This is a genomic window from Cellulomonas sp. P24, from assembly GCF_024704385.1.
GTDB lineage: Bacteria > Actinomycetota > Actinomycetes > Actinomycetales > Cellulomonadaceae > JAJDFX01.
The window spans coordinates 2,607,180-2,623,148 of record NZ_JAJDFX010000002.1; the positions used below are offsets into that span (position 1 = coordinate 2,607,180).

Sequence of the window (15,969 nt, forward strand, 5' to 3'; positions counted from 1 at the left end):
GCGGGTGCATGCCCTGCATGCGCGCATGACGCTCGAGGAGAAGCTTGCCCAGCTCGTCGGCTTCTGGGTCGACCAGGGTGGTGAGGTCGTCGCTCCCATGCAGGGCGAGATGGCGTCGTCCGGCCGGCTCGACGAGGCCACCGCGCACGGGATCGGGCATCTCACCCGCGTGTACGGCACCCGGCCGGTCGACCCCGTCGAGCGCGCGGCGTGGCTGTGGCGCGAGCAGCGTCGCCTCGTCACCGAGACCCGCCTCGGCATCCCGGCCCTCGTGCACGAGGAGTGCCTGACCGGCCTCGCGGCCTGGAAGGCCGCCACGTACCCGACCCCGCTGGCCTGGGGTGGCACCTTCGACCCCGACCTCGTGGCCGAGATGGGCGCGCTCATCGGCACCTCGATGCGCGAGCTCGGCATCCACCAGGGGCTGGCCCCGGTCCTCGACGTGATCCGCGACCCACGCTGGGGGAGGGTCGACGAGTGCATCGGCGAGGATCCGTACCTGGTCGGGACGGTCGGCACGGCCTACGTGCGAGGACTGCAGTCCGCCGGGGTGCACGCCACGCTCAAGCACTTCGTCGGGTACTCGGCCTCCCGTGCCGGGCGCAACCACGGCCCGGTCAGCGCCGGACCGCGCGAGCTCGCCGACGTGCTGCTGCCACCGTTCGAGATGGCGGTGTTGGACGGCGGGGCGCGCTCGGTCATGAACTCCTACGCGGAGGTCGACGGCGTCCCGATGGCATCGGACCCGACGTACCTCACCACGCTGCTGCGTGAGACGTGGGGCTTCGACGGCGTCGTCGTCGCCGACTACTTCTCGGTGGCGTTCCTGCACGTGATGCACGCCGTCGCGGCCGATCTCGGGGAGGCCGCCGCGCTCGCGCTGGCGGCCGGCATCGACGTCGAGCTGCCGACGGGCGACGCCTACCTGCAGCCGCTCGCCGAGCGGGTGCGGGCGGGACTCGTCGACGAGGCCCTCGTGGACCGTGCCGTGCTCCGCGCGCTCGCGCAGAAGGAGGAGCTCGGCCTGCTCGACGCGACGTTCGAGGACGAGCCGCCGACGGCGATCGACCTCGACTCACCGGAGCACCGCGACGTCGCGCGCCGGGTGGCCGAGGAGTCCGTGGTGCTGCTCACGAACGACGGCGTCCTGCCGCTCGGCGGCACGGACCGTCCGGCCCCGCGGCGGGTGGCCGTGCTCGGACCGAACGCCGCCCGCGCCGAGGCCCTGATGGGCTGCTACTCGTTCGTCAACCACGTGCTCGTGCACCACCCCGAGGTGCCGATGGGGTTCGCGATCCCGTCGGTGCTCGAGGGGCTCCGGGCGGAGCTCCCCGGCACCGAGGTGCGGTACGCCGAGGGCTGCTCCGTCGAGGGCGACGACACGTCCGGCTTCGCCGAGGCGATCGCGCTCGCGAGCGACGCGGACGTCGCGGTGGTCGTCGTGGGTGACCAGGCCGGACTGTTCGGCCGCGGGACCGTCGGAGAGGGGAACGACACCGAGACCCTCGACCTCCCCGGGGTGCAGCGTCAGCTCGTCGAGGCCGTGATCGCCACCGGGACGCCGGTCGTGATGGTCATGCTGACCGGGCGACCGTACGCGGTGGGGTGGGCGGTCGACGGGGCATCCGCGCCGTCGGCGGTGCTCCAGGCGTTCTTCCCCGGGGAAGAGGGCGGCACGGCGCTCGCCGGCATCCTGTCAGGGCGGGTCAACCCGTCCGGCCGGCTGCCGGTGACCCTGCCACGATCGGCCGGCGCCCAGCCGTACTCCTACCTGCACCCGATCCTCGGCGGCCCCTCGGAGGTCACCAGCACGGACAGCACACCGGTGCTGCCGTTCGGGCACGGGCTGTCCTACACCTCGTTCACGCGCACCGACGTGCTCGCGGACCACGAGGTCGCAGCGGGCGACACGTTCACGGTGCAGGTCCAGGTCCGCAACACCGGTGAGCGGGCCGGCGTCGACGTGGTCCAGCTGTACGCGCGCGACGTGAACGCGACCGTGACCCGCCCGGTCGCGCAGCTGCTCGGATACCGGCGGGTTGCGCTGGCAGTCGGGGAGTCGGCACTGGTCCGGTTCCGGGTGCCCACCACCCGGCTGGCGTTCTCCGACCGCACGATGGTGCGCATCGTCGAGCCCGGGGCGGTCGAGCTGTGGGTCGGCCCGTCGTGCGCGGAGAAGGAGACCACGACCGAGATCACGGTGACCGGTCCGGTGCACCGTGTGACGACCGCCGACCCGAGACTCGTCGTGAGCGAGGTCGTGCCGGCGACGGTCGAGGTCGCCGACGAGGTCGGGCTGGGCGTGCAGCGGCCGATCGAAGAGGCCCCGGTGTCCTGACCGCACGCTGGCCACCCTGCACGCCGTCCATCCAGCGCCGTCCACACACCTGCGCAGTCGACACACCTGCGCAGTCCACACCCGCACCGAAAGGCCGACCCGCCGTGCCAGACGCCACTCGTGCCACCGTCATCGTCAACGTCGACATCCCCGGGCCGGTCATCAGCCGCCATCTCTACGGGCACTTCGCGGAGCACCTCGGCCGGTGCATCTACGGCGGGTTCTGGGTGGGTGAGGACTCGCCGATCCCGAACGAGGGCGGCATCCGGCTGGACGTCGTCGAGGCGCTGCGCGAGCTGGAGATCCCGAACCTCCGGTGGCCCGGGGGCTGCTTCGCGGACGAGTACCACTGGCGCGACGGGATCGGCCCGCGCGAGGACCGCCCCCGCATGGTCAACACGCACTGGGGTGACGTCGAGGAGAACAACCACTTCGGCAGCCACGAGTTCATGGCGCTGTGCGAGCTGCTCGGCACGGCGCCGTACGTCTCGGGGAACGTCGGCTCCGGGACCGTCCGGGAGATGAGCGAGTGGGTCGAGTACCTCACCAGGCCGGGGACCTCGCCGATGGCCGACCTGAGGCGTGCGAACGGTCGCGACGAGCCGTGGCGGGTGCCGTTCTGGGGGATCGGGAACGAGCCCTGGGGCTGTGGCGGGCGGATGCGTGCGGAGGCCTACGCCGACCTCGCCCGGCAGTACGCGACGTTCTGCCGCAACCACGGGGACAACACGCTCACCCGCATCGCGGCGGGTGCCGCGGACGACGACTACGCCTGGACCGAAGCGCTCATGCGTGCGGTCGACGCCCCGGGACCGTCCAACGCCCTGCCCTTCGAGGCGATCTCGGTCCACTACTACACGTTCGGCGGCACCTGGGAGGCCAAGGGGAGCGCGACGCAGTTCGGCGACGACGAGTACTGGCGGACGGTCGTCGCCGCCCAGGCCATCGAGCCGATCCTGCGGCGGCACGTCGCGGTCATGGACCGCTACGACCCGGAACGGAAGGTCGGGCTCGTCCTCGACGAGTGGGGAACCTGGTGGGACGTCGAGCCCGGCACCAACCCCGGGTTCCTGTACCAGCAGAACACGATGCGGGACGCGATCGTCGCCTCGCTGCACTTCGACACGTTCCACCGGCTCGCCGACCGCCTCACGATGGCCAACATCGCCCAGACGGTCAACGTCCTGCAGGCCATGGTGCTCACCGACGAGGAGACCGGCGCCCTCGTCCGGACGCCGACCTTCCACGTGTTCGAGATGAACAAGGTCCACCACGACGCCACGTCCGTGCCGGTGCACGTCCGCGCACCGCAGGCGCAGCACGACGTGGCCGGGACGTCCGTCCCGACGCTCTCGGCCACGGCGAGCGTCACCGAGGGCCGGTGCCACGTGTCGTTGACGAACGCCGACCTCGAGCACCCCGTCGAGGTGGACCTCGACCTGCGGGGGGTCAGCCCGCAGGACGTGAGCGCCCGGGTGCTCGCGCCGTCGTCCGTCCGCTCGTTCAACAGTGCGGCGGACCCCGACCAGGTCAGCCCCCGGCCGCTCGAGGTGGTCGAGACGTCCACCGGGGTGCGCTTCACCCTCCCGGCGCACTCCTTCGCGGTCGTCGAGATCCGCTGATGCCCGAGCCCGTGATCGTCCCCGGCGCGCCCGTCGGCCCGCTGTCCCCCGCCTGGCGCGCGTGCGTCGGGACGGGCCGGATCAACCTGGCGCTGCGTGCCGACCACCTCGAGTCCTTGGCCCGGGTGCAGCGCGAGATCGGGTTCTCGTACCTCCGGGGGCACGGGCTGCTGTCCGACGACATGGGCGTGCACCGCACCGCGGCGGTCGACGGCCGCACGCACACCCGGTACTCGTTCACGTACGTGGACCAGGTGCACGACCGTCTGCTCGCGCTCGGCATCCGGCCGTTCCTCGAGCTGGGCTTCATGCCGTCCCTCCTCGCCTCCGGCCCGGAGACGGTGTTCTGGTGGAAGGGCAACATCACCCCGCCTGCGGACCTGCAGGCGTGGGTCGACCTGGTCCAGGCGCTGCTGCGTCACCTGATCGACCGGTACGGCCTCGACGAGGTGCGGCGCTGGCCGATCGAGGTGTGGAACGAGCCCAACCTCGACATCTTCTGGAAGGACGCAGACCAGGAGGCCTACTTCCGGCTGTACGAGGCCACCGCGCGGGCCGTCAAGGAGGTCGACGCGTCGCTGCAGGTCGGCGGGCCGGCGATCTCCCCCGGGTCCGACGAGTGGTGGGCACCGTTCGCCGAGTTCGTGACCAGCCACGACGTCCCGATCGACTTCGTCAGTCGGCACGCGTACACGTCGCGACCGGAGCAGGCGATCCCGTTCGGCACGTACCAGGAGCTCATGCCGCCGCAGGACCTGCTCGACCAGTTCGGCGCGCCGCGGACCCACCTCGGGGGCACGCCGCTGGCCGGGCTGCCGGTGCACATCACCGAGTTCAACACCTCGTACCGGCCGGACAACCCGATCCACGACACCGCGTACAACGCCGCGTACCTCGCGCCCGTGCTCGCCGGCGGCGGCGACCTGGTCGACTCGTTCTCGTACTGGACGTTCTGCGACGTGTTCGAGGAGCTCGACGTCCCGACCTCGTTCTTCCACGGCGGGTTCGGGCTGCTCACGCACCGGCAGATCGCGAAGCCCACGTTCCACCTCTACGCCTTCATGGCCCGGATGGGTGCACAGGTGCTCGCACGCGGCGACGACCACCTCGTCTGCCAGGACTCCTCCGGGCGGATCACCGTCCTGGCCTGGCAGCCCGTGGGCGGGACCGACGCCCCGCCCGCCCCGGACCGGCACGACGTCGTGCTGTCCGTGCCGGTGGTGGCCGGCGGGGACCCGGTCCCGGACGACACCGGGGTCTTCGTCCTGCGCGAGCGCGTCAACGAGGTCGACGGCAACGCGTTCACCGCATGGCGCGAGCTGGGGCGGCCGATGTCGCCCGACGCGCGCGAGCTCGAGATCCTGCGCCGGTGCGAGCGGCCGGCCGTCGAGCACCACCGGTTGACGACCGTCGACGGACGGGTCGAGCTGCGGCTCGCGCTCTCGCGCCACGAGGTGACGTTCGTCGAGCTCACCGCGGTCCACGACACGCACCACGAGGGGCTCGACGACCGCCGTCTGCTGGGGCTCGACGACGACCGGCTCGTCGCCGAGCACGAGCGGTAGCGGGGGCCGAGAGCACGCGGATCGGGGCCGGTGGTGCGTCGGCCGGTGGTGCCTCAGGCCGCCAGCGGCGTCCGGCCGGTCGTGCGCGGTCAGCTTGTCGCACGCGTGCGGCCCGTCGCGGCCGCTGGTCACCTCACCTCACCTCACCGCACCGCGGCGCGTCACGTCACCGCGGCAGCGGCGAGCCTGCTGAGCTGCTCGACGAGCGCGATGCCGCTCTCCTCGGTGGCGCCGTGGCGGGTCAGGACGGCGATCAGGACGCGCTGGCTTCCGACGGTGACGATCCCGATCGAGTTCACCTCCCACGCGTAGCCGTCGCCGCTGTACGGGAGCCAGCCGTTCTTGACGGGCGCGTCGTCGTCACCGGCGGCGGTGACGCCCCAGTCCTGGTCGTCGCAGACCTCGGACATGAGCCCGAGCAGGTAGGCGCGGGACGACGCGGTCAGCGGGCTGTTGTCGCTGGTGAGGGCGGTCAGCAGGCGGACCTGGTCGGCCGCCGAGGTCGTCGTGAGACCCCAGGACGACCGGGGGGTGGTCTCGACGAGCCCCAGTCGGGCGTTCGCGCTCGCGAGGCCGCCTGCCCCGCCGATGGCCTGGAAGATGCTGGTCGCGGCGTCGTTGCTGCTGGCGGTGATCGCTGCCGTGGCGAGCGACCGTTCGGTCGCCGTCAGCTCGCGTGCGGCGTCCTGGGCCCGGAGCAGCAGGGCCGCGACGAGGTCCACCTTGACGATGCTGGCGGTGACGAAAGCGGTCGCCGGGTTGTACGAGGCCGCCAGACCGGTGTCGAGGTTGAGCGCGTACACGCTGGCCGTGCCGGTGGTCGCGGCGTCCAGCGCGGCGACCTGGGCCTGGAACCCGTCGAGCGCGGCCTCGGCGCGCCAACCCCCTCGGCCGACCGCGGGGCCGTCGGACTCATCCCGACCGGGTCGCCGACGGCCGCAGCGCCGGTGGAGTCGGTGGGGTCGGTCGTCGACGCCGTCACGGCGTCATCTGCTGCGGCAGCGGTCGGCGTGGTCGGGCTCGCCGCATCGACGTCGCCCGCGTCCTCGGTGCCGACGGGGCCGTCGGTGACGGGGACCTCGGCGAGCACGGCCTCGACGGATGCGCGCGGTGTCGAGAGGGCGCGGGTGCCCGAGGTCGCGCCACCGACGACCCCGGCTGCCAGGAGGACGACGGCGATGCCGCGGACGTACCGCCGCCGACCGCGACGCGCGGGGTGGGTTCCGGAGGTGGCTTCAGCCGGCTCGTGCCACGGGTGGTCCGAGCTCGTCTCCGCCATGACTCTGGCGTAGTCGGCGGGTCTTTGACCTGGTCAGGAGCGTGCTGTGCTGGTGCTGTCAGGTGGGCGGGGCGATCGGTCAGGGCGTTGCGGCAGGCTGCGGCATGTTGTCGTAGACCTCGAGCTGGGCAAGGCCGACGTTCCGTGTCGTCGCGCTCACCGAGGTCACGGTCAGCCGGAGGCTCGTGACGACCCGGGACGGGAAGCGCACGGTCATCGCGGAGCCGTTGTCCGCGAGGGCACCGGTCGGCACGGTGCTGCCGTCCGAGAAGCGCAGGGTGGCGCCGGTGATCTGGTCGTGGTCGTTCGGTCGGTCGTAGAGCACGACGCCGTTGACGGCCGTCGGCGTGGGGAAGTCGAGCTGGATCCAGCTGCCGGCCCGGCCGCCGTCGGTCGCCCACACCTGCTCGAACGAGCCCGCGCCGTCGTGCGCGAAGCCGTCGATCGCGCGCGCCGCGGTCTGCCCGGTCCAGGGGGTCTGCGAGGACGCCGTGACGCGCACGCCCGGGTCCCTGGCCACGTTCCCGACCGACTCGCTCGCGGTGATGTACTGGCGGGCGAGCCGGAGCGAGGACACCAGGTCGCCCGCACACCACGGTTTCAGGCACATGATCGAGTCGTCGACGGCGTATGCGCGGAATGCGCGCGACTTCGCGGTGAGGTCCGCGCCGTCGACGTCCGGCGGGCGGGTCCAGGCGGGGTACCCCTCGTACGCGATCACGCTGTGCGCGGCGTCGTACTCCCGGTGCGCCTGCTGCACGAACAGCGCCGTGGCGGTGTGGTCCGCGTTGTCACCGGTCCCGAACGCGATGGTCCAGTCCTGGGTGCGGATCGTCGTCGGCTGGTAGGTGCTCATCAGCGTCGTGAGGGTCTGGCGCAGGGACACGGCCGTGTAGCTCGCGCTGCCGTCGACCGCGTGGATCGTCGCGATGTCACCGCGCCAGAGCCGCATGAGGCTCTCGTGGTGGTGGTCCATCATCCCGCTCCCGGTCCGGTTCCCGTCGGGGAGCCGCATGAACACGACGGAGACGTGCGGGGCCTCGACCAGGGTGTGCAGGCGGATCGGGGTCCCCGGGACGCCGGCGTCGGCCGTGGTCCACCGGTCCGCCACACCGGCCATCCGCGCGTAGGCCGCCATGCTGCCGCGCTCGCGGCCCGTCCAGTAGGCGCGGTCCCGGGCGGCGTCACCGGCGGTGACGAACACCGAGCGGACGTGGCGTCCGGCCACGATGTCGTGCAGCACGTCGGGGTTCTGGAACAGCAGGTCGTCGTCCTCGTGCGCGACGATCTGCATCGAGCCTCCCGCCGTGGGGCCGGCGACGACAGGTCGGGACGCGGGCGTCGCCGTCGCCGCGGGAGACGTCGGGGTGGCGATCGCGGCCAGCACGCTGCGGTGCGTCGCGACCGGGTGGGACGACGGCTCGGTCGCGAAGATCACGAACGGGACCACGCCGAGCGCCGCCAGGAGCTCGCGTCGCGACACATGCGCCTCGAGCGCCGCGCGGACAAGGCGATCCATGGTGGGTCACGCTGGCACACGATCCTGGGAGAACGATGGATGAATCCCGCACGTCGAAGGTGCTCAGAAGGTGAGCACCGCGGCCCCGTTGACGCGGTCCGCCCGGAGGTCGGCGAGGGCCCGGTCGGCGTCGGTGAACGCGTAGGGCTGCGTCGAGACGCGCAGACCGATCCGTGCCGCGGTGGCCAGGAGCTCACGGCCGTCCTCACGCGTGTTCGCCTCGACAGAGCGCAGCTGCTTCTCGTGGAACAGGTGTCGCTGGTAGTCGAGCGGCGGCACGTCGCTCAGGTGGATGCCGGCGATCGCCAGGGTCCCGCCGGGGCGCAGGGCCTCGAGCGCGACCGGGACCAGCTCGCCCACGGGGGCGAACAGGATCGCGGCGTCGAGCGGCTCCGGCGGTCGGTCGGCCGCACCCTGGGCCGAGGCGCACCCGAGCTCGATCGCGAGCGAACGGGCCGCGGCCGCGCGGGTCATGACGTGGACCGTCGCGCCCGCGGCGAGGGCGACCTGCGCGGTGAGGTGCGCGGACCCGCCGAAGCCGTAGATGCCGAGCCGGCCGCCGGGTGGGACCTCGGCACGCCGCAGCGCGCGGAACCCGATGATCCCGGCGCACAGCAGGGGCGCGTTCGCGGCGGGGTCGAGGTCCTCCGGCCACGGGTACGCGTAGGCGGCCGGCACGGTCACCAGCTCGGCGTAGCCGCCGTCGGCGTCCCACCCGGTGTACTCGGACCGGGTGCAGAGGTTCTCGTGGCCCGACGTGCAGTGGTCGCACCGTCCGCAGGTGCGCCGGAGCCACGGGATGCCGACGCGACTCCCGAGCCGGGGGTCCATGACCTCGGGCCCTGCGCCGACGACGACGCCGACCGCCTCGTGACCGGGCGTGACGTCGGGGCGGTGCACCGGCAGGTCGCCGTCCAGGACGTGCAGGTCGGTGCGGCAGACCCCGCACGCGAGGACGCGGACGAGCAGCTCGTCGGCCGCGGGCTCCGGGTCCGGTCGTTCCACCAGCTCGAGCCGCCCCTCGTGCACCTGCCACGCGCGCATCTCACCACCCCGACCCCCATTGTGCTCCGGGGAGGTCGTGCCCGCGGTGCGGGGCTGCGACGCCGCACCACCGGCGGCGGTCGCGACGGCCTCGCGGGCCTGGGCTCAGCCGGCTGCGGCCAGGACGGCCAGGCGTCCGCGCAGCCGCGGGAGGACGCCGCTCCAGGCGACGGCGGCGATCGCGACCGTGATCCCGGCGATGGCCACCCCGGCGACGATGTCCTGGACGTGGTGCACGTGGGCGAGCACGCGCGCGGCGCCGCCGAGGACACCGGCGAGCAGCAGCACGAGCCCGACGCGCCGGCGGTGGAGCAGGACGAGCAGGCCGACGGTCGAGGCGAGGGCCGTGTGGTCGGAGGGGAACCCGTTGTCGGCCGGGTGGGGGAACAGCGGCACCACGGACGGGTCGACGACGAACGGACGAGGGTCGGTGTGCAGGGCTGCGGCGAGCTGGATCAGCCCGGCGACGACGACGAGCGCGACGACCGCCTGGAACGCGAGCGCGACCTTCGCCCCCGTCGGCAGTGTGAACCACACGACGGCGGCGGCAACAGGGACCAGCAGGGGGAGGTACTGCGCGAGGGCGACGACGAGGGCATCCATGGGCGCCGACGGTGCCACGCCCGCCTGGGTGAACGGTGGGTGAATCGTGGGAGCGGTGTGGGTGCGCCGTCAGTGCTGCTCGGCCTGACGGGCCCGGTAGGCCGCGACCGCGTTCCGGTTGCCGCAGGTCGTGCTGCAGAACCGGCGCGACCGGTTGCGGGACAGGTCGAGCACGATGCCGTCGCACGTGTCGTCCGCGCACACCCCGAGCCGGGACATCTCGTCCGCGCGGATCACGTCGACCATCGCCATGGCGGTCTCCACGATCATCCGGACGGCGAGGGGTTCGGTGCCGGACACCGCGTGCACGTGCCAGTCGTGGCGGCCGTGCCGGGAGAGCTGGGGCACCGCGTGAGCCCCGGCGAGCATCGTGTTGACCAGGGTCACCGCGTGGTCCCGGTCCGCGGTGAGCAGCTCGCGCAGCCGGGGGCGCAGGTCCTGGACCTCCTCGAGCTCGCGCATCGTGCCGTCGTGCCGGCCGGTGTACTCCCAGCGTTCGAGGAACTCCGTGAGCTGGTCGGGCGTGCTCAGGGTGGCCGGGTCGGACGCGCTGTTGACGAGCTCGACCGCTGCCTGGAGCGACGCCTCCGTGTCATGGGTGAACGTCATGTTGACACGTTACCCTTGCGACTCTACTGTCATGAGCCATGACGTCGGTCACTCATGACGGGCATGTCGCCTCGGCGCCCGTCCTCGGCGGGCGCCTGACGTCCGGCCTGCTCCTCGCGGTCGTCTCCGCCGTCTCGTTCGGCGCATCGGGAGGGCTGGCCCGTGGCCTGCTCGACACCGGGTGGACGCCGGGGGCGGTCACCCTCTCCCGAATCACTGTCGCCGCCCTCGCCGTGCTGCCGTTCGGGCTCCCCGCGCTGCGCGGACGGTGGTGGCTGCTGCGCCGCAACGCCGGCCTGATCCTGCTCTACGGGGTCCTCGCAGTGGCCGGTGCGCAGTTCTGCTACTTCTCGGCCGTCGAGGCCATGCAGGTCGCACCCGCGCTGCTGATCGAGTACACGGCGCCGGCGGCCGTCGTCGTCTGGCTCTGGCTGCGGCACGGGCAGCGCCCCGGCCCGGTCACCCTGATCGGCGCCGGGCTCGCCGCGCTCGGTCTGGTGCTCGTGCTCGACGTGCTCGGCGGCATGGGCCTGAGCGTCGTCGGCGTGCTCTGGGCGTTGGCCGCGATGGTCGGGGCGGCCACGTACTTCGTGGTGTCCGCGGACGACTCGACCGGCCTGCCGCCGCTGACCCTCGCCGCGGGCGGGCTCGTGGTCGGGGGCGTGGTCCTCGGCCTCCTCGGGGTGGTGGGTGCGCTGCCGATGCGTGCCGCGACCGCGACCGTCAGCTACGCGGGGCACGCGGTGGCGTGGTGGCCGCCGGTGGTCGCGCTCGGGCTGGTGACCGCGGCGCTCGCGTATGGCACCGGGATCGCCGCCACCCGTCGGCTCGGCTCGCGGCTCGCCTCGTTCGTCGCTCTGCTCGAGGTGGTGGCCGGGGTCGGGTTCGCCTGGCTGCTGCTCGGTGAGCTGCCCCGGTCGGTCCAGCTCGTCGGCGGGGCCCTGGTCCTCGGCGGCGTCGTGGTGGTCAAGCTCGGGGAGCGTGCCGCCGTCCCGCCTGTCCCCGCTCTTGCTGCCCCCGTCGAACAGGGACTTTTGGCCTAGAACTCGCCGATCTGAAGGCGCCTAATGGGTTGTCGTTTCAACCTCAGGAGCCCGTCCGACCATGTCGAACCACCAGCGCGTCGTCATCGTCGGCGGCGGAGTCAGCGGACTCGCCACGGCCTACCTCCTGGCCCGTGACGGCGGTCCGGACGTCGAGGTCGTGCTCGTCGAGGCCGCGGACCGGCTCGGCGGCAAGATCCTCACGCAGGACGTCGCCGGCCACCCCGTCGACATGGGCCCCGACGCGCTGTTGGTTCGGTTGCCGGCGATGCGTTCGCTGCTCGAGGACCTCGGCCTGACCGCGGCGATCGTCGCCCCCGGGGCGAGCGGCGCCTTCATCTGGTCGCGCGCCCGCCTGCGGCCGCTGCCGCCGAGCACGCTGTTCGGCATCCCGCAGAAGCTGCTCCCGCTGCTCCGGTCCGGGCTGCTGTCCCCGCTCGGCGTCCTGCGTGCCGCCCTCGACCTCGTGCTGCCGCGCACCCGCACCGGCGACGACCCGTCCGTGGGCGAGCTCGTGCGTCCGCGCTTCGGCGCGGAGGTGTTCGAGCGCCTCGTCGACCCGATGCTCGGCGGCGTGCACGCCGGCCGGGCCGACGAGCTCAGCGCGCAGAGCTCGGTCCCGGAGATCGCGGCGCTCGCCCGCCGGAGCCGCAGCATCTACCTCGGATCGCGCTCGATGCGGCGCGGGTCGACCTCGTCGGGCCCGGCCCTGGTCACCCTCGACGGCGGTCTGACCCGGCTCGTGGACACGTTGGTGAGCCAGCTCGACAGGTGCGACGTACGGCTCGGCGCCCGGGTCACCGGACTGCGCCGGGCGGATGGCGGGCGCGACACCGCGGCCTCGGACGGCCACGGCTACGTGGTCACGCTCGCGGGAGGTGAGGAGCTCGCCGCCGACGCCGTCGTGCTCGCGACCCCGGCGTTCGTGACCGCGGACCTGCTCGCCCGGGTCGCCCCGGACGCGTCGGTGGCAGCCCGGGAGGTGCCCTACGCCGACGTCGCGAGCCTCACGCTCGTCTACCCCCGCAGCGCCGTGACGCACCCGCTGGACGGGACCGGGTTCCTCGTCCCGCCCGAGGAGGGGCTCCTGCTCGTCGGCTGCAGCTGGCTGCCGGCCAAGTGGCCGAACCTCGCCGACCCGTCGCACGTGCTGATCCGTGCGATGGTCGGCCGTCACGGCGACGACCGCTTCGCCACGATGGACGACGACGCCCTCGTCGCCCAGGTGCACCGCGAGCTCGCGCTGACCATGGGGATGAGCGCACCGCCGGCCTCCGCGAGCGTGCAGCGCTGGCCGCGCGCGATGCCCCAGTACACGGTCGGTCACCGGCGTCGGCTGGAGCGGATCGACCACGCGCTGACCGACGCCCCCGGGATCCACGTCACCGGTGCCGCGTTCGGGGGCGTCGGGATCGCCTCGTGCGTGGCACGCGCACAGCGCACCGCCGCGACGCTGGCCGCGGAGAGCCGATACAGCACTGACAGCACTGACGGCACTGCCAGCACGAGCCGCACGCACACCACGGACACCACCGGCACCGTCGACGCCGCCGCCGTCGCACCTTCGAGAGGACGCGCATGACCGAGCAGACGCTGACCGAGACGATCGCCGAGCGCAGCGCGACTGCGACCCACCCCGGCGGGCACCCGACCGCCACGACCCACCCCGGCGAGCACCCAGCCGTCCCCGTCTCGCGGGTCGACTACAACCAGCGCCCGATGCTCGTCTTCTGGGAGACGACCCGGGCCTGCCAGGTCGCCTGCCGGCACTGCCGCGCGTCCGCGATGACCCACGCCCTGCCCGGCGAGCTCGACGTCGCCGAGGGGCGCGATCTCGTCGACCAGGTCGCCGGGTTCGGGCGTCCGTTCCCGATCCTCGTGCTCACCGGCGGCGACTGCCTGCTGCGCGCGGACCTCTTCGAGCTCGTCGAGTACGCCTCCGGCCTGGGGATCCCGGTGGCACTCTCACCGTCCGTCACCCCGGCGCTCACCCCCGAGATGATCGCGCGGATCGCGACCAGCGGCGTCAAGGCCGTCTCGATCAGCCTCGACGGCGCGACACCGAAGACCCACGAGGGGGTGCGCGCGGTCGACCACCACTTCAAGGACACCGTCGCCGCGATCACGGCCCTCGTCGCGGCCGGCCTGACGGTCCAGGTCAACACGACGGTCATGAGCGAGAACCTCCACGAGCTCGCCGAGATCGCCGGGATCGTGCGCGACGCCGGCGCCCAGATCTGGGAGGTCTTCTTCCTCGTGCACGTCGGGCGCGGCGTCGTCTCCGGGGCGATCTCCGCCGAGGAGCACGAGGACGTCTGCCACTTCCTGTACGACGCGTCGCACTACGGCTTCATCGTCCGCACGGTCGAGGCGCCGTTCTTCCGCCGTGTGGTCACCGAGCGCCGTGCCGGGCTCCCCGTGCCGCAGACCGCCGTGTACGCGGCGCTCAAGAGCCGCCTGACCGAGCTGCTGGGCGAGCCCACCCGACGCCCGAGCGCGCACACCGCGGCCACGCGCGACGGCAAGGGCATCCTGTTCGTCGCGCACGACGGCGAGGTGTACCCGGCCGGGTTCCTGCCGATCGGCCTCGGCAACCTGCGCGAGCGCCCGCTCAGCGAGATCTACCGCGACGACCCGTTGCTGCGGCAGATCCGCGCCGCCGAGTTCTCGGGGCGGTGCGGGGACTGCGCCTACGCCGACCTGTGCGGCGGCTCGAGGGCCCGCGCGTTCGCCGCGACCGGAGACGCCCTCGGCGAGGACCCGGCGTGCATGTACCAGCCCGTCGAGGGCTCGCGCCCGTCCTGAGCACCGGATCCGCCGGAGCGTCGTGCATGCTGTTCCGGTGCTCGACGACTTCGACCAGGTGCTCGCGCGAGCCCGCACCGGCTCAGCCGAGGCCTTCGCAACCCTCTACGAGGACCTGGTGCGGCCCGTCGCGGCGTACCTGCGCGCCCGCGGCGTCCGCGACGTCGAGGACCTCACGAGCGAGGTGTTCCTCGCCGTGTTCACCGGCCTCGGACGGTTCGCCGGAGGTCAGGAGCAGTTCCGGTCCTGGGTGTTCACGATCGCGCACAGGCGCGTCGTGGACCACTGGCGCAGCGGGTCGCGCACGGTCCCGCAGGCGCCGTACGAGCCGGACGAGGACGACAGGACGGTCGAGAGCGCCGAGAACCAGGCCCTCCGCGCCCTCGGTGAGGAGCAGGCGCTCGCACTGCTCGCGCTGCTCACCGACGACCAGCGTGAGGTCCTGGTGCTCAGGATCGTCGCGGACCTGACGGTCGAGCAGGTCGGCGAGGTCGTGGGCAAGCGCCCAGGAGCGGTCAAGGCGCTGCAGCACCGGGGGCTCGCGACCCTGCGACGGATCCTCGAGTCGGAGGCCGTGACCCTGTGAGCACTTTCGACGATAACCAGGACATGAGGGCACAAAACGACGAGCTCCTGCTCACCGGGCGGGCCGTCCCGGGCGAGCCGGAGCTGGTCGACCTGGTCGCGGCGCTGCGCCGGACCGCCGACGCGCCCGCACCCGGCCCGACGCCCGCGCTGAGCCAGCTGCTCCGCGAGGGGCTCCCGACCCAGGCGGCTGTGTCGACGAGCGCCGTGTCGACGAGCGTCGGGTCGGCCGGAACCGCGTCGACGCGGGCGCGGCGCCGCCTGCGCACCCTCTGGCGCTACGTCGCCGGGCTCGGTCTCGCCGGGAAGATCGCCCTCGGCGCCGGAGTCGCGTTCGCCGGCGTCACCGGGGCCGCCACGATCGGCGCCGTGCCGGACGTCATCCAGGCCCCGGCGCGCGCTGTCGTCGAGAGGGTCGCGCACCTGTTCGAGCAGGGGACGAACGCCCCGGTCGCGCCGGTGCCCACGTCGAGCCCGACCAGGGCCTCGGGCCGTGAGGCACCACGGGTGACACCCGGCGGTGCGCCGTCGGTGCACGGTCCGGCGACCCGTCCGACGCACCCGACGCCTGTGCCGCCGGCAGGCGTCGAGGGGCGTTCGCCGGAGGAGGTGCGGCCGACCAGCGAGGCGTCGATGCCGCCGGCCTCGGACCGGAGGGCAGAGCCGGACGTGCCCGAGGTCGCGGGGACACCGGCTGCACCCGGTGCGGTCGCCCCGACCTTGCCGCCGACCGCGCGGGCCGACGTGACCTCGGCGCACCCGTGGGAGTCCGACGCCGAGCACGCGAACGCTCACGACTGAGCGCGCAGGCTGAGCTCGCGCGCCTGGTCGCGCAGGCCTGGTCGTGCGGGCCTGGACCCTGACATCTGGACCCGCCGGTCTGAGCTGCCCGTCCGAACCCGTCGGTCCGAACCCGTACCCCTGGCGGCGGGACGAGCGATTGCCGGGGTGAGAGCG

The 15,969-nt window shown here is 73.3% G+C and carries 13 protein-coding genes; 8 read left to right on the top strand and 5 right to left on the bottom strand.

From position 1 onward, the window contains the following. Positions 1-25 precede the first annotated feature (25 nt). The 3 genes from LJB74_RS12165 (at position 26) to LJB74_RS12175 (ending at position 5,525) form a co-directional block, all read left to right on the top strand. Positions 26-2,338 (top strand): glycoside hydrolase family 3 N-terminal domain-containing protein, encoded by a 2,313-nt coding sequence (locus tag LJB74_RS12165; RefSeq protein ID WP_259310352.1) that lies wholly within the window; start codon positions 26-28, stop codon positions 2,336-2,338. Between the two features lie 104 nt (positions 2,339-2,442). Then, on the top strand, positions 2,443-3,960 hold the full coding sequence (locus LJB74_RS12170; protein ID WP_259308781.1) for an alpha-N-arabinofuranosidase: 1,518 nt from the start codon (positions 2,443-2,445) through the stop codon (positions 3,958-3,960). Continuing rightward, positions 3,960-5,525: a GH39 family glycosyl hydrolase gene (locus LJB74_RS12175; protein ID WP_259308782.1), complete on the top strand. Its 1,566-nt coding sequence runs from the start codon at positions 3,960-3,962 to the stop codon at positions 5,523-5,525. The genes LJB74_RS12170 and LJB74_RS12175 overlap by 1 nt, the downstream gene beginning before the upstream one ends. A gap of 161 nt (positions 5,526-5,686) precedes the next feature. Here LJB74_RS12175 and LJB74_RS12180 read toward each other — a convergent pair whose 3' ends face one another. The 5 genes from LJB74_RS12180 to LJB74_RS12200 all read right to left on the bottom strand — a co-directional run bounded on the left by LJB74_RS12180 (position 5,687) and on the right by LJB74_RS12200 (position 10,579). Next, positions 5,687-6,328 (bottom strand): class A beta-lactamase-related serine hydrolase, encoded by a 642-nt coding sequence (locus tag LJB74_RS12180; RefSeq protein ID WP_259308783.1) that lies wholly within the window; start codon positions 6,326-6,328, stop codon positions 5,687-5,689. Positions 6,329-6,883: 555 nt separating this feature from the next. After that, complete coding sequence (locus LJB74_RS12185) at positions 6,884-8,323, bottom strand: PIG-L family deacetylase (protein ID WP_259308784.1); 1,440 nt, start codon at positions 8,321-8,323, stop codon at positions 6,884-6,886. Between the two features lie 63 nt (positions 8,324-8,386). Beyond that, positions 8,387-9,367, bottom strand: a complete 981-nt coding sequence (locus LJB74_RS12190) for a zinc-dependent alcohol dehydrogenase family protein (RefSeq protein WP_259308785.1) — start codon at positions 9,365-9,367, stop codon at positions 8,387-8,389. A 105-nt stretch (positions 9,368-9,472) separates the two neighbouring features. Continuing rightward, complete coding sequence (locus LJB74_RS12195; protein WP_259308786.1) at positions 9,473-9,970, bottom strand: phosphatase PAP2 family protein; 498 nt, start codon at positions 9,968-9,970, stop codon at positions 9,473-9,475. Positions 9,971-10,039: 69 nt separating this feature from the next. After that, positions 10,040-10,579, bottom strand: coding sequence for a CGNR zinc finger domain-containing protein (locus tag LJB74_RS12200; RefSeq protein WP_259308787.1), 540 nt, complete (start codon positions 10,577-10,579; stop codon positions 10,040-10,042). Between the two features lie 38 nt (positions 10,580-10,617). Here LJB74_RS12200 and LJB74_RS12205 point away from each other — a divergent pair, with 38 nt between their 5' ends. The 5 genes from LJB74_RS12205 to LJB74_RS12225 all read left to right on the top strand — a co-directional run bounded on the left by LJB74_RS12205 (position 10,618) and on the right by LJB74_RS12225 (position 15,813). Then, a complete protein-coding gene (locus LJB74_RS12205) occupies positions 10,618-11,622 on the top strand; it encodes an EamA family transporter (RefSeq protein WP_259308788.1) in 1,005 nt (334 codons plus the stop codon). 61 nt (positions 11,623-11,683) lie between these two features. Next, complete coding sequence (gene hemG / locus LJB74_RS12210; protein WP_259308789.1) at positions 11,684-13,204, top strand: protoporphyrinogen oxidase; 1,521 nt, start codon at positions 11,684-11,686, stop codon at positions 13,202-13,204. Continuing rightward, a complete protein-coding gene (locus tag LJB74_RS12215) occupies positions 13,201-14,427 on the top strand; it encodes a TIGR04053 family radical SAM/SPASM domain-containing protein (protein WP_259308790.1) in 1,227 nt (408 codons plus the stop codon). Before hemG ends, LJB74_RS12215 begins: the two co-directional genes overlap by 4 nt. Positions 14,428-14,464: 37 nt before the next feature. Then, positions 14,465-15,013 carry an RNA polymerase sigma factor gene (locus LJB74_RS12220; protein WP_259308791.1) on the top strand — a complete coding sequence of 183 codons (549 nt, stop codon included), beginning with the start codon at positions 14,465-14,467 and terminating at the stop codon, positions 15,011-15,013. 23 nt (positions 15,014-15,036) lie between these two features. Then, positions 15,037-15,813 carry a hypothetical protein gene (locus tag LJB74_RS12225; protein WP_259308792.1) on the top strand — a complete coding sequence of 259 codons (777 nt, stop codon included), beginning with the start codon at positions 15,037-15,039 and terminating at the stop codon, positions 15,811-15,813. The last annotated feature ends 156 nt before the right edge of the window (positions 15,814-15,969 follow it).

Excerpts from the sequence above, each read along its gene's own strand:
- LJB74_RS12175 (WP_259308782.1), top strand. The coding sequence starts at position 3,960 with ATGCCCGAGCCCGTGATCGTCCCCGGCGCGCCCGTCGGCCCGCTGTCC.
- LJB74_RS12205 (WP_259308788.1), top strand. The coding sequence starts at position 10,618 with ATGACGTCGGTCACTCATGACGGGCATGTCGCCTCGGCGCCCGTCCTC.
- LJB74_RS12215 (WP_259308790.1), top strand. The coding sequence starts at position 13,201 with ATGACCGAGCAGACGCTGACCGAGACGATCGCCGAGCGCAGCGCGACT.
- LJB74_RS12190 (WP_259308785.1), bottom strand. The coding sequence starts at position 9,367 with ATGCGCGCGTGGCAGGTGCACGAGGGGCGGCTCGAGCTGGTGGAACGA.
- LJB74_RS12200 (WP_259308787.1), bottom strand. The coding sequence starts at position 10,579 with ATGACGTTCACCCATGACACGGAGGCGTCGCTCCAGGCAGCGGTCGAG.
- LJB74_RS12185 (WP_259308784.1), bottom strand. The coding sequence starts at position 8,323 with ATGGATCGCCTTGTCCGCGCGGCGCTCGAGGCGCATGTGTCGCGACGC.
- LJB74_RS12225 (WP_259308792.1), top strand. The coding sequence starts at position 15,037 with ATGAGGGCACAAAACGACGAGCTCCTGCTCACCGGGCGGGCCGTCCCG.
- LJB74_RS12165 (WP_259310352.1), top strand. The coding sequence starts at position 26 with ATGACGCTCGAGGAGAAGCTTGCCCAGCTCGTCGGCTTCTGGGTCGAC.
- hemG (WP_259308789.1), top strand. The coding sequence starts at position 11,684 with ATGTCGAACCACCAGCGCGTCGTCATCGTCGGCGGCGGAGTCAGCGGA.
- LJB74_RS12195 (WP_259308786.1), bottom strand. The coding sequence starts at position 9,970 with ATGGATGCCCTCGTCGTCGCCCTCGCGCAGTACCTCCCCCTGCTGGTC.